The 13026-nt window shown below is 68.8% G+C and carries 9 protein-coding genes; 2 read left to right on the top strand and 7 right to left on the bottom strand.

The features are described from left to right. The first annotated feature begins 149 nt into the window (after window positions 1-149). Window positions 150-4988, top strand: a complete 4839-nt coding sequence (locus tag AC5Y4H_RS10895; protein ID WP_499981342.1) for a cation-translocating P-type ATPase — start codon at window positions 150-152, stop codon at window positions 4986-4988. A 4-nt stretch (window positions 4989-4992) separates the two neighbouring features. On the opposite strand, the gene AC5Y4H_RS10890 is transcribed toward AC5Y4H_RS10895, so the two are convergent. Then, entirely contained in the window at window positions 4993-6561 is a 1569-nt protein-coding gene (locus tag AC5Y4H_RS10890) for an AMP-binding protein (protein WP_499981340.1), read from the bottom strand. Next, complete coding sequence (locus AC5Y4H_RS10885; protein WP_499981607.1) at window positions 6551-7447, bottom strand: SDR family NAD(P)-dependent oxidoreductase; 897 nt, start codon at window positions 7445-7447, stop codon at window positions 6551-6553. The genes AC5Y4H_RS10890 and AC5Y4H_RS10885 overlap by 11 nt, the downstream gene beginning before the upstream one ends. 303 nt (window positions 7448-7750) lie before the next feature. Between AC5Y4H_RS10885 and AC5Y4H_RS10880 the strand changes: the two genes are divergently transcribed. After that, window positions 7751-8488: a cutinase family protein gene (locus AC5Y4H_RS10880; protein ID WP_499981338.1), complete on the top strand. Its 738-nt coding sequence runs from the start codon at window positions 7751-7753 to the stop codon at window positions 8486-8488. Here the strand turns inward: AC5Y4H_RS10880 and AC5Y4H_RS10875 are convergent. From AC5Y4H_RS10875 to AC5Y4H_RS10855, 5 genes are all read right to left on the bottom strand, one after another. Continuing rightward, window positions 8377-8811 (bottom strand): DUF4190 domain-containing protein, encoded by a 435-nt coding sequence (locus AC5Y4H_RS10875; RefSeq protein ID WP_499981335.1) that lies wholly within the window; start codon window positions 8809-8811, stop codon window positions 8377-8379. The genes AC5Y4H_RS10880 and AC5Y4H_RS10875 overlap by 112 nt on opposite strands. Before the next feature lie 80 nt (window positions 8812-8891). Further along, window positions 8892-9863 carry a sensor domain-containing protein gene (locus tag AC5Y4H_RS10870; RefSeq protein ID WP_499981333.1) on the bottom strand — a complete coding sequence of 324 codons (972 nt, stop codon included), beginning with the start codon at window positions 9861-9863 and terminating at the stop codon, window positions 8892-8894. 3 nt (window positions 9864-9866) lie between these two features. Then, a complete protein-coding gene (locus AC5Y4H_RS10865) occupies window positions 9867-10865 on the bottom strand; it encodes a sensor domain-containing protein (protein ID WP_499981331.1) in 999 nt (332 codons plus the stop codon). A 3-nt stretch (window positions 10866-10868) separates the two neighbouring features. Continuing rightward, entirely contained in the window at window positions 10869-11837 is a 969-nt protein-coding gene (locus AC5Y4H_RS10860; RefSeq protein WP_499981329.1) for a sensor domain-containing protein, read from the bottom strand. A 13-nt stretch (window positions 11838-11850) separates the two neighbouring features. Next, entirely contained in the window at window positions 11851-13005 is a 1155-nt protein-coding gene (locus tag AC5Y4H_RS10855; RefSeq protein WP_499981605.1) for a hypothetical protein, read from the bottom strand. Window positions 13006-13026 lie beyond the last annotated feature (21 nt).

Raw genomic sequence — 13026 nt, 5'->3', positions numbered from 1 at the left:
CGCACCCTTGCTATCTAAGGGAGGCCCGACCTGCATCGGCTTGCATTGTCCGAGGTGTCGTCGCACGGTCTTACCTTCCCGCCCACGTGTGGACAGGTCCTCCACACGTCAGGATCATTAGGCGCGGTAGACGAAGTGAAGGGCGACGAGTGAAAATTCCCGGCGTTTCCAGCGTGGTCGCTGGCGTAGCTGGCGGAGCCGCGCAGGTGGTACGGGCCGGTGTCTCCACCGCGGCAGGGGCCGCGGGGGCGCTGCAGACGCTGACCAGTCCGGTAACCGAACTCGCCGGCCCGGTCATCCAATCGGTCGCGCAAACCACGGGCCGCGCGATCGGATTGGACAGCTCGTCCAACGGCTCGCCCGCCGCCATCCTGCCGCCGGTGCGCTGGCATAGCGGGCACCGCGTGCACCTCGATTTGGATCCGCTGCTGCCGTTCCCCAGCTGGCACGAATACGCGCCCGCGGTGGAAGAGCCGGTGCGCCGGATCCCGGGCGTGGCCGAGGCCCATGTCGAGGGCGCACTGGGTCGTCTGGTGCTCGAACTCTCCGATGGCGCCGACGAGGCCGTCCTGGACGAGGTGCGTGCCACGGTGTCCTCGATCGCCGCCGACATCACCTGGTCGAAGCCGGAGCCGCAACTGCCGTCCGCGCCCTTCGCCGACCCCGGGAACCCGCTGGCCATATTGGTGCCGCTCACCGCGGCCGCGATGGACCTCGTCGCGATGGGGGCCGCCGTCACCGGGTGGGTGACCCGGTTGCCCGCCGCGCCGCAAACCACCCGCGCCGCGGCCGCGCTCATCAATCATCAACCGCGCATGGTCTCGATCCTGGAGGCCCGGCTGGGCCGGGTGGGCACCGACATCGCCCTGGCCGCGACAACGGCGGCCGCCCACGGTCTGACCCAATCGTTCGGCACCCCGATGCTCGACCTGACGCAACGCACCCTGCAGGTGTCCGAGGCGTCGGCGCACCGGCGCGTGTGGCGCGACCGCGAGCCGCAACTCGCCTCCCCCGACCGTCCCCAGGCTCCGGTCGTCCCGGTGATCTCCTCGGCGAAGTCGGAGTTGCCCCGGCACAGCTGGGCCGCCGCGGCGGCCGGCGAGGCCTCCCACGTCGTGGTCGGCGGAACGATCGACGCCGCGATGGACAAGGCCAAAGGCTCGATGGCCGGCCCGGTGGAAAGCTATGTCGATTCGGCGGCTAACGGCTCGCTGATCGCCGCGGTCAGCGCGCTGGTCGCCGGCGGCGGCACCGAGGACGCGGCCGCGGCCATCGAGGCCGGCGTGCCCCGGGCCGCGCACATGGGCCGCCAGGCGTTCGCCGCGATACTGGGCCGCGGGCTTGCCAATTCGGGACAACTGGTCCTCGACCCGGGCGCCCTGCGCAGGCTGGACCGGGTCAAGGTGGTGGTCATCGACGGTGCGGCGCTGCGAGGCGATCACCGAGCCGTCTTGCGTGTCCGCGGGGACGCTCCCGGCTGGGACGACGACCGGGTCTACGAGGTGGCCGACGCGCTGCTGCACGGCGAAGAGGCGCCCGAGCCCGATCCGGACGAGCTGCCCGCGACCGGCGCACGACTGAGATGGGTTCGGACCCAAGGGCCTTCGGCGACGCCGGCGCAGGGCTTGGAAAGCGCCGACCTGATCGTCGACGGCGAATGCGTCGGCAGCGTCGACGTGGGCTGGGAGGTCGACCCCTACGCGATTCCGCTGTTTCAGACCGCGAACCGCACCGGCGCGCGAGTGGTGTTACGACATGTCGCGGGCACCGAGGACCTCACCGCCAGCGTCGGCACCACGCATCCGCCCGGCACGCCACTGCTGAATGTGGTCCGTGAGCTGCGAGCCGATCGCGGACCGGTGCTGCTGATCACCGCGCTGCACCGCGACTTCGCCTCGACCGATACCCTGGCCGCACTTGCTATCGCCGATGTCGGTGTCGCGCTTGATGATCCACGCGCAGCGACGGCGTGGACGGCGGACATCATCACCGGCACCGACCTGGCCGACGCGGTGCGGATCCTGTCGGCGATCCCGGTGGCGCGGTCGGCCAGCGAATCGGCGGTGCACTTGGCGCAGGGCGGCACCACCTTGGCCGGTCTGCTGCTCGTCACCGGTGAAGAAGAGGCGGGCACCAGCCCGGTGAGCTTCCGGCGTTGGCTCAACCCGGTCAATGCCGCCGCGGCCACCGCGCTGCTGGCGGGAACCTTCTCGGCCACCAGGGTGCTTCGGCTGCCGGACCCCACTCCCCAACCGCTGACCGCCTGGCACGCACTGGATCCCGAGATCGTGTACTCGCGACTGGCCGGCGGCGCTCGGCCCATCGCCGTCGAAACCGAGCCGTCCTGGCGACGCCGCCTCGACGACCTGTCGTACAGCCCGGCGCTGGAACCTCTGCGCAAGCCCTTGCACAGTGTGGTCCGGCTGGCCTCGGCAACCCGGACCGAACTCGCCGACCCGCTGACTCCCATCCTGGCCGTCGGCGCGGCGGCGTCGGCGATCGTCGGCAGCAACATCGATGCGCTGCTGGTGGCCGGCGTCATGACCGTCAACGCGATAACCGGTGGGGCGCAACGGTTGCGGGCCGAGTCGGCCGCCGCCGAGCTGTTCGCCGAACAGGATCAGCTGGTGCGCCGCGTGGTCGTTCCGGCCGTCGCGACGACCCGCCGCCGGCTCGAGGCCGCCCGGCACGCGACGCGGACGGCGACCGTGTCCGCGAAGTCCCTGCGGCCCGGCGATGTCATCGATCTGGCCGCGCCAGAAGTGGTCCCGGCCGACGCGCGCCTGCTGGTCGCGGAAGACCTCGAGGTCGACGAGTCCCTGCTGACCGGCGAGTCGCTTCCGGTGGACAAGCAGGTCGATCCCGTCGCCGTCAACGACCCGGACCGCGCCAGCATGCTGTTCGAGGGCAGCACCATCGTCGCCGGGCATGCCCGGGCGATCGTCGTGGCCACCGGCGTCGGCACCGCGGCGCACCGCGCTATCTCGGCGGTCGCCGACGTCGAGACGTCGGCCGGGATCCAAGCCCGGCTGCGGGAACTGACCAGCAAGGTGCTGCCGCTGACGCTGGCCGGTGGTGCGACGGTGTCGGCGTTGGCGCTGCTGCGCCGCGCGCCGCTGCGTCAGGCGGTCGCGGACGGTGTCGCGATCGCGGTGGCCGCGGTGCCCGAGGGGCTGCCGCTGGTGGCCACCCTCTCCCAGCTTTCGGCCGCGCAGCGGCTGACGGCGCGCGGGGCGCTGGTCCGCGCACCGCGCACCATCGAGGCGTTAGGCCGCGTCGACACCATCTGCTTCGACAAGACCGGCACGCTCACCGAGAACCGGCTGCGCGTCGTGTGCGCCGTTCCCGACGAGGTCGATCCGCACGACCCCTTCCCGAAACTCACCGACCCGGAATCCGCCGGCCTGCTGCGGGCCGCCGCCCGCGCGTCCGCCCAGCCGCAGGAAGGCCAGGGACATGCGCACGCCACCGACGAGGCGATCCTGACCGCGGCGAGTTCGCTTAACGGGCAAAGTGATTCGGACTGGAAGATGCTCGCGGAGGTGCCGTTCGAGTCCAGTCGCGGCTTCGCCGCCGCGATCGGCACCGCTGGCCACGACGGCACTGCCAATGGCCACCCCGCGGACGCGCCGGTGCTGATACTCAAGGGGGCTCCCGAGGTCATCCTGCCGCGCTGCAAGTTCGCCGACCCGGAAGCCGACCAGGCGCGGGCGGAGGCCGTGGTGCACGGCCTGGCCGAGCAGGGCTTGCGGGTGCTCGCGGTGGCGCAACGCGGTTGGAAGCACGAGACCGATGACGAGGACACCGACGCCGACGCCGTGGACGCCGCGGCGCAGAACCTCGAATTGCTCGGCTACGTCGGCTTGGCCGACACCGCACGCGCATCGGCGCGCCCGCTGATCGAGGCGCTGGTGGACGCCGACCGTGACGTGGTACTGATCACCGGCGACCACCCGATCACCGCGAGGGCGATCGCCCGGCAGCTGGGGCTGTCCAAAGGCGTGCGTGTGGTGACCGGCGCCGAACTCGCCGGCCTCGACGAGGACGCGTGCGCGCGGCTGGTCGCCGACGTGCAGGTGTTCGCCCGGGTCAGCCCGGAACAGAAGGTACAGATCGTGGCCGCCCTGCAGCGCTGTGGGCGGGTGACCGCGATGGTCGGCGACGGCGCGAACGACGCCGCTGCCATCCGGATGGCCGACGTCGGCATCGGGGTGAGCGGTCGCGGCTCGTCGGCCGCGCGGGGCGCCGCGGACATCGTCTTGACCGATGAGGACCTGGGTGTGCTGATGGACGCCCTGGTCGAGGGCCGCAGCATGTGGAGCGGGGTTCGCGACGCGGTCACGATCCTGGTGGGCGGCAACGTCGGTGAGGTGTTGTTCACGATCATCGGTACCGCCTTCGGGCAGGGCCGCGCCCCGGTGGGGACGCGCCAGCTGCTGCTGGTCAACCTGCTCACGGACATGTTCCCCGCGCTCGCGGTGGCGGTCACGTCGCAGTACGTCGAGCCCGACGAAGCCGATTACGAATCAGCCGAGGCCGCCGAGGAGGCCCGCCGGCTGCACCGCCGCGCGGTGCTGACCGGTCCCACTCCCTCGCTCGACGCCCCGCTGATGCGCCAGATCGTCACTCGCGGCGCGGTCACGGCCGCCGGCGCAACGACCGCCTGGGCAATTGGACGATGGACACCTGGTACCGAACGCCGCACGGCGACAATGGGTTTGACCGCGCTCGTGACTACGCAGCTGGCGCAGACGCTGCTGACACGCCGGCACAGCCCGCTCGTCGTGGCGACCGCCCTGGGCAGCGCCGGCGTCCTGGTCGGCATCGTGCAAACCCCGGTGCTCAGTCAATTCTTCGGGTGCACACCGTTGGGGCCGGTGGCCTGGTCCGGTGTGCTGGGTTCGACGGCGGGCGCCACCGCGATCTCGGCGCTGGCACCCAACTGGCTGGCCAAGCAGGTCGCCGCTTTGGAGCCCGGCGAGGAGTGAATCGTCAGCCGAGCAGTTCCTTGCGCAGCACCTTGCCGGCGGGATTGCGCGGGATGTTGTCGACGACGTTGATGTCGCGGGGCTGTTCGAAGCGAGAGACCCGGCCCTTCAGGTACTCGCGCAGCTCCGCCACATCGACCTCATCGCCCCGCTGCGCGACCACGAACGCGGCCAAGCGCTGACCGAACCGTTCGTCGGGGACGCCGATCACCACGCTGTCGGCGATCGCGGGGTGTTTGGCGAGCGCGTTCTCGACCGCTCGGGGATAAACGTTCTCGCCGCCGGAGATGATCATGTCGTCTTCGCGGCCGACGATGAACAGCCGGCCGGCGTTGTCCAGATAGCCCATGTCGCCGGTGCTGGTCATCCCGTCGACCACGGCTTTTGCCGCACCGTCGGTGTAGCCCTCGCTGGTCAATTCGCCGCCGACGAATATCCGCCCGGTGACCCGCGGCCCGACCGGCTTGTCGTTCTTGTCGAAGATGCGCACCGGGCACCCCACGACGGGCCTTCCCACGGTTTCGGGAGCTTCGCGCAGGTCCGCCGGCGTGGCGAGCGCGCCGATGCCGACCTCGGTGGAGCCGTAACCGTTGTAGAGGATGTCGCCGTAGGCGTCCATGAACCGCTGGCCCAGACTGGGGTCCAGGCGGTCACCGCTGGAAATGACGGTCCGCAAGTACGGCAGCGGGTTTCGCGCCCGCACCTGCTCGGGTAGGTCCAGGATGCGGGCGAGCACGACGGGCACTGCGGTGAAGGCATCGGCGCGGTGCAGCGACGCCTGAGCCAACGCCGCCTCGGCGTCGAACTCACGACGGGTGAGAACGGTGCCGCCGAGCGCGAAGGTCAGCATCAGCATGCCCAGCCCCAACCCGTGAAACATGGGCATTGCCACGGAAACTCGTGAACCGGTGTGCAACCGGGTGCGATCGAGGATCGTCACCCACACACCCACCGCGGAACGCAGCTGCGGTGTGCGCGGCACGCCTTTAGGTTTCCCGGTGGTGCCCGATGTCAGCAGCACGATGCGGCCGGGTGCGGCCACGGCGGGCCTCGGCGCGTCCTCGTCGCTGCCGACGGTCGCCGGATCGACCGTGACGACCGATTCGTCCGCGGCCCGGACTCGCTCGGCGAATTCCTCGTCGTCGACGACCACGGTCGAGATGCGGTGAGCTTGCACCGCGGCCGCCAGCGCATCGCTGCGGAACTCCGTGCTCATGGGCACGACGTCGGCGCCCAGCAGAGCGGCGGCGAAAACGCCCGCTACAAAACGGCGTCCGTTGCGGCACATCACTCCGACCGCCTGTCCGGGTGCAGCGCCGTCGGCGGACAACCGACGCGCAAGCGACTCGGTCGCCTGCTGCAGCTGTCGATAGCTCAGCGCCCCGTCGTCATCGACGATCGCCGTCCGGTCGGGCCAACGCGCGGTCGTCACCGCCAACAGCGTGTAGGGATTCGTCCCGCCGCGGCGCGCCTCACGAAGAAGCCGGAAACCCGCAAGCGGCGCCGGCGGACTGAGCAGACCGGAGTGCAGCAGGGCCCGGGCTGCGGTGGTCACCACGCGGTCATTCGTCATCGTCGTCCTCGTCGGTGTCGGGCTCGGACAAGAACCGGCGGTGCCATAGCCGCGCGGCATAGTCGGCCGGCCCGGCCAACAGCACCGAGGCCAACTCGGCAGGCAACACCCACGGCGGTTCGATGGTGCGTGGCCGCTCGATGATCGCTTTGGCGATCGCGTCGGCGGCTTCGTCCGGGGACAATCCGGGAAGACGGCCCAGCAGTGGCGTGGGCGCGATCATCCTGGTACGGACCAGCGCGAAATAGACCGTGGTGACGTCGACGCCGTCGCTATGCAGTTCCGGTGCGACGCTGCGCAGCCACCGGTCGAAGGCGCCTTTGGATGCCTGATAGGCACCCCATTGCGGGCCCGGCGCCACTCGCACGGCGACACTCGACACGTTCACGATGTGCCCGCTGCCATTGCCGCGCATGGCCGGCAGCAACCCCAGCAGCAGCCGCACCGGCCCCATGTAGTTGATGTCGATGGTGCGCTGGAAGTCGTGCGGCCGGTCGTACTGCTCATGCAACGAGCGGCGCAGTGACTTGCCGGCGTTGCTCACCACGATGTCGAGCGGGCCGTGCTCCTCGGTGATCTGCTTGGTCAGCCCACTCACCGCGGATTCGTCGGTGAGGTCGGTCGGGTAGGCGACCGCTTCACCCCCGCCGGCCTTGATCGACGCCGTGAGATCGCGGAGTCGTTCCTCGGACCGGGCGACCACCAGGACCCTCGCCCCCGCGGCGGCCAGGCTGCGTGCGGTCGCCTCACCGATGCCGTAGGAGGCGCCGGTCACCAAGGCGGTCTTGCCGAAGACGGTGCGGCGCAACTTGTCGGGGTCCGACACCCGCGCCGGGTTGGCCACGTGGTCCGTGACCGTGTTCAGGGCCTGCGCTATCGCGTTCAACTTCGCCGCCGCATCCACTCGAGCCGCTTGCCGAGTCCGGCTGTTGCTTCACCGTGCCTCGGGCTCGTAACTACAAGTAGCAGACCACATTGCATCCGGGGCCCGCGCTCCGGCCCGGTCGCGACGCCCGCGGGGCGGCCTCGATGACGGGCGGGCACTCGAGGGTGCGCTCGGCTGCACCGGATGCGTGCCGGGCGCAACCGATCTCAGCCCGACCGCATCAGCGGCGGTTATTTTATGAGAACACTGTAATTTCGGTGTTTCCTGTGTTTAAGCGGCGTGTCGGCTGGGCACAATGGCGGCATGATTGCGCGTCACATCGTTCATTCCCTCGGTTCAGCAGCAGTTCTCGCAGCGTCGGGCGTGGCCGTTTCGGCCTTGTCCACTTCCGTCATCCCCACCGCCTCGGCCCAGTGCCCCGACGTGCAAGTGGTGTTCGCCCGCGGCACCGGTGAAGCGCCGGGTGTGGGCCCCACCGGCCAGGCCTTCGTCGACTCCCTGCGCCAGCGCGTGGGCGGACGCTCGTTCGACGTGTACCCGGTCAACTACCCCGCCAGCGACCAATGGGCCACCGGCATCGACGGCGTCAGAGACGCGGGCGCCCATGTCAATTCGATGGCCCACGACTGCCCCAACACCAAAATGGTGCTCGGCGGCTACTCCCAGGGCGCGGCCGTGATGGGCTTTGTCACCTCGGCCTCGGTCCCCGACGGCATCGACCCCAACACCGTCCCCAAACCGCTGTCCCCCGACGTCGCCAGCCACGTCTCCTCGGTCGTGCTGTTCGGCATGCCCAACGTGCGGGCGATGAACTTCCTCAACGAACCACCCGTGGTCATCGGCCCGCTCTACCAGGACAAGACCGTCAAGGTCTGCGCCACCGAAGACCCGGTCTGCTCTGACGGCATGAACTTCGCCGCACACGACACCTACGCCGACGACGGCGCCATGATCGACAAAGGAGTCGCCTTCGCCTCCAGCCACCTCGGGGTGGGCGGCCCGGCTACCGTCGCGGCGCCGGCGACCGGATTCGGCGGCTGAGAAGCCGCTCGGGCTAGCCGAGGATCAGGTCGGTAAGGCTCGGGCGGCGTGGTCGTCGCGGTAGGTGCCGCGACCCGAGAGGGCGACGCGTCGGGCAGCGTCGCGCCGACGATCAGCGCGACCACGGTCGCGGTGATGAATACATACGACAGCGTCACACCCACCAGAGCACGATCACGTCCGCGACCACCGCTGGTGCGGATCTGCGCTAAAGCCAAGTGCCCCAGAATCAGTCCAGCGGGAGCGAAGACAAAGGCAAACACCACCGACAGCGTCGCAAATACATTGGCCTCATCCCGCGGCTGGACCGGAGGTGGTTGCATTGGCTGGTGCTGCGGCCCGGGCGAGCCTGCACCGAATGGGTTCGGCGCAAACGGGCCGGGGCCGAAGGGGTTCGTCATGCCTAGCCCGGGATCTTGTTCAGGATGAAGTTGGTGATAGCCAGGGCGGCTTGCCTGACACGCTCTGCGCTTGCCGTCGACCACGCCCCGACATCGACGAAGACGTTGGCCTTGCTGGCGATCGCACGGACGCCGGTGTACGGAACTCCGATATCCGACACGGTTTCCATCGTTGAGATCCCATTTTCGGCGCCGGCGGGCGGCTTCAGGTCCACCCGGTGTGTTTGGCCGTCGGACCGGGTCCGGTTGATCGTTGAGCCACCACACTGCCGCCAGATGGATTGCAGCTTCGCAAGCTGAGCCTCGGCCGCGGTCGCATCATGAAATCCAGCGGCGGCTCCACCAAGGCTCCACTGGGTCAGGGGATCGTGAGTGTCGGAAAAAGCCGACTCGGAGTAGCCGACGACGGCTCCGAGATCGTAAGCCTCGGGGGCACCATACTCGAAAACGCCCCAGCAGTCCGATCGGTCGGCGCTGCCCCTTGAGGAATCCGGCGTGGGTTGATGTTTCGTCAGACGGACGGTCAATGCGTCATCGCCCGTGAAATTCTTGACGTCATCGAGGGTGGGCAGCAAACCATCCATATTCGCGGGCGTTACGGTCGGCGGCGCGGCCGACGGTTTCGTGGTAGCCGTTGTCTGGATTGCGGCTTGAGTCGAGTTCGCATCGGGCATGAGCGCCCCGACGATCAGCGCGACCACCAACGCGGTGATGAACACATACGACAGCGTCACCCCGACCAAGGCACGCTCGCGACCCCGCTGACCGGTGCGGCGAATTTGGGCTAACCCCAAGTGCCCCAGAATCAGTCCCGCCGGTGCGAAGACGAAAGCGAACACCACCGACAGCGTCGCCAACACATTGGCCTCATCGCTCGGTGGGCGCGGCGGCGGCTGCGGTACCGGATGCGGGCCGGGCGCGCCGGCGCCGAATGGATTGGGCTGAAACGGGCCGGGGCCAAAGGGATTACTCATCGCTCAACTCGGAATCTTGCCCAGGATGTAATTGACGATGTCCATCGCGGCTTGCTGGCCCCGATCGGTGTCCACCAGCACGACGTTGATGTCCACCACCACATTGTTCTTGGCGACGATCGCACGATCGTTGCGTGATCGCAGCACCGGGCCCTGCGCGGTCAAAACCATGGCGGTGATGCCGTTTCCGGCGTCGGAGGGGACGCCCATCGACACCGCGACCGGCGGCGACTGCTTGCCCGGCGGCGGCAGGATGTTCATCGTCGAGCCGCCACATTTGCGCCATATCGACACCAGATTCGCCAATTGTCGCTGCGCGGCAGGCGGGTCCCGAAAGGCCATGAGGACCTGTCCGGCTTCCTTGAGGGCGGGTACGTCGTGGTCGTCGATCAGCACCAGGCCGTAGTAACCGACGAGGGCTTGCGTATCGGTGTTCGGAGCGCCGCCGCCCATGACCGGCCAGCACTCGGGGCGATCAACGGAGGCGCTGTCGGAGTCCGGGCCTGGCTTGAATGTGGGCGGAAGGGCAACAAGGTTGGGAATTCCCATGAACCGTTTGACGTCATCGATGGTCGGCAGCAACCCGGGCAGGCCGGTCGGCGTGACCATCGGCGAGTGCGGTGAGCTGGTTGAGACTGCCGCACTGGTCGGTGACGCCGCGCGCGACGGGCCGCCGCCGTTCTGCGATGCCCACGCGACCACGGCCACCACCGTCAGGGTGATGACCGCGTACGACAGCATCAGTCCGACGATCGCGCGGTCACGGCCCCGCTCGCCGGAGCGGCGTATCTGCGCGAGGCCCACATGCCCCAGCACCGCCCCGGCCGGGGCGAAGACGAACGCGAACACCACCGATAGCGTCGCCAAGATGTTGGTCCGCGGCCGCTGCGGAGGCGGCGCGGTATAGATCGGCGGACCCGGAGGCATTCCTCCGTACGGACCACCTCCGTACGGATTGCCACCGAAGGCATTGGGCCCGAACGGTTCCTGCGGATGTGTCATGACTCAGCTCGGGATCTTGTTGAGTATCTGGTTGGCGACGTCCGCGGCGGCTTGCCGGGCGCGGTCCGCGCCGTTGCCGGTGTAGGACACCAACAGGTCGATGACGATGTTGGCTCTGGTCGCGATCGCATGGACGGACAGCTCCCCGTCGGTCGCCATTTCCATCGTGGTGACTCCGTTACCCGGCGAACTCGGTCCCTTCACTTGGAATGTGAACGCTTGGCCATCAGGAAAGGTCACTCGCACCGACGAGCCTCCGCCGCATTTGCCCCACGTGGCCAGCATCCTCCCGAGTTGGGCTTGCGCGGTGGCCGAGTCGAGGAATGCCGCGACCGCCGAGCCGACTGTGACAGTGTTGTAGGGGTCAGCCCGGTCGATGAAGGCCGGCATGTAGAAGCCGAGCATCACTCCGACGTCGTAAAGGTCCGGGATTCCGGCGTCGATCGCCCCCCGGCACTCTGGTCGGTCGAGGGTTTGCCCCATGGCGTTGCCGATGTTGGGCCGGTGCAAGATGTCGCCCATTACCAGAGACTGGTCGCCGGTAATGGTTTTGACGTCATCGAGAGTGGGCGTCAACGACGCCAGGTTGGACGGCGCCACCGTGGGGGGCGCCGTCCTGCTGGGTGCGGCGACGTGCGCCGGAGTGGCTGAGGGCTGCAGACTCCACACCACCAGACCGCCCGCCACGGCGACGATGACCACATACGACAGCACCGTCCCGACCAAAGCGCGGTCACGCCCCCGTTGGCCGGTGCGCCGGATCTGCCGAAGGCTCAGATGCCCAAGCACCGCCCCAACGGGGGCGAACACGACTGCGAACACCACCGACAGCGTCGCCAGGGTGTTGACCGGCTGGCGGGCTGGCGGTGGCGCGGGCGGCGCCGCATACACCGGCGGCGCGTTGGGGTTGCTACCGAACGGGACGCCGCTGAACGGATTGTGCTCGAACGGATTCTGGGGTGGGGTGCTCATGGTCGGCGAATCCCTAAAGCACACCGAAGCTCGAGGTCACCCAGCGGACCGGGTCGACGCAGCGGAACGGGGCGATGCCCCGGGCGTGCAGGCGCTGCCCGCTGGGCGGCTGGCCGAGGGCGGAGACGACGAAGAACCGGTGCCTCAATCGCCTTGGCGTGGAGGGGTTTTCGACGCCGGCGATGATTGAGCCTGCGTTGAGCCGGGTGAGCAGGCTGCGCACCTCCTCGTGCAGCAGCTGACCGTCGTTGTCGTCGTAGAGCACGGAATCCGAGGGATCGCGCAGATAGGCGGCTCCGGCATTCGACATGACCATGCTCCACTCGGAGCCGTCGACATCCCGCAGCGCCCGCAGGGCGTCGAACTTCGACAGGATGACCGCGAGCCGCGGTTCGCCGGAACCGATGGCCATCATCACGTTGTTCAGCACGCCGCGTGGGTCTCCCCCGCTCACCATCTGCGGGGGCAGGAGATCTTGCAGCTGATCCCGAATGGATTGCACCCGAAGCGGATCGAACATGAAGAACACGGCCTCGGCGTTGCTGAAGAACCGGAACGGGGGCGAATGCAGGTTTCCGGACTCCATGTCTTCGCCGGCGACGTCGCGCAGCACCAAATAACGCTGAATCCCATGCCAGGTACCCAGGCTGAAGATCAGCGGCTCTCGCTGAGTGGAGGTTTGGGTCATGATCGTGGGCGTCGGCGGGATGAGACCGCGCTGCACGAACAGCGGTGTCTCGTAATGGGTGGCGTACGCGACGGCCGTGGAGCGCGTCGCGGGCGCCATCGCAAACCCGAGGTGTTCGCACAGCAGTTGCAGTTGGCGGACCAGCACGCCGATGTAAAGGCTTTTGCCGGTGGCGCGGGCCCCCGCCATCGCGATGCAATAGGCCTGACCCTCGCGCCACCGGTCGGGCAGGGTGAAGTGGCAGACCGGGCAGATCTCGAGGACGGGACCGCGCAGCGCCTGCGCGGCGATGTTCGGCGGTGGCGGGCCGTTGTATCCGGGCGGGCGATCCCACCGGAACATCGGCCCGATATCGGCCTTGGCGCCCAGGAACGCCGAGCCGACCTCGTCGTGATAGCGGGGCGCGCCGCTGGTCGGCGCGAGCGTCCACAGGTGATGATCGGGGTCCAGAAGTGCAAAGCAGCGTGGACATTTCGTCAATATCGCCTGGGCGGTCGGAGC

It is taken from the genome of Mycobacterium sp. NGS58, from assembly GCF_059812385.1.
The sequence above is the reverse complement of the archived record's forward strand: the minus strand, read 5'-3'. Positions and strand labels throughout refer to the sequence as shown.

Excerpts from the sequence above, each read along its gene's own strand:
- AC5Y4H_RS10890 (WP_499981340.1), bottom strand. The coding sequence starts at position 6,561 with ATGACGAATGACCGCGTGGTGACCACCGCAGCCCGGGCCCTGCTGCAC.
- AC5Y4H_RS10880 (WP_499981338.1), top strand. The coding sequence starts at position 7,751 with ATGATTGCGCGTCACATCGTTCATTCCCTCGGTTCAGCAGCAGTTCTC.
- AC5Y4H_RS10875 (WP_499981335.1), bottom strand. The coding sequence starts at position 8,811 with ATGCAACCACCTCCGGTCCAGCCGCGGGATGAGGCCAATGTATTTGCG.
- AC5Y4H_RS10870 (WP_499981333.1), bottom strand. The coding sequence starts at position 9,863 with ATGAGTAATCCCTTTGGCCCCGGCCCGTTTCAGCCCAATCCATTCGGC.
- AC5Y4H_RS10865 (WP_499981331.1), bottom strand. The coding sequence starts at position 10,865 with ATGACACATCCGCAGGAACCGTTCGGGCCCAATGCCTTCGGTGGCAAT.
- AC5Y4H_RS10860 (WP_499981329.1), bottom strand. The coding sequence starts at position 11,837 with ATGAGCACCCCACCCCAGAATCCGTTCGAGCACAATCCGTTCAGCGGC.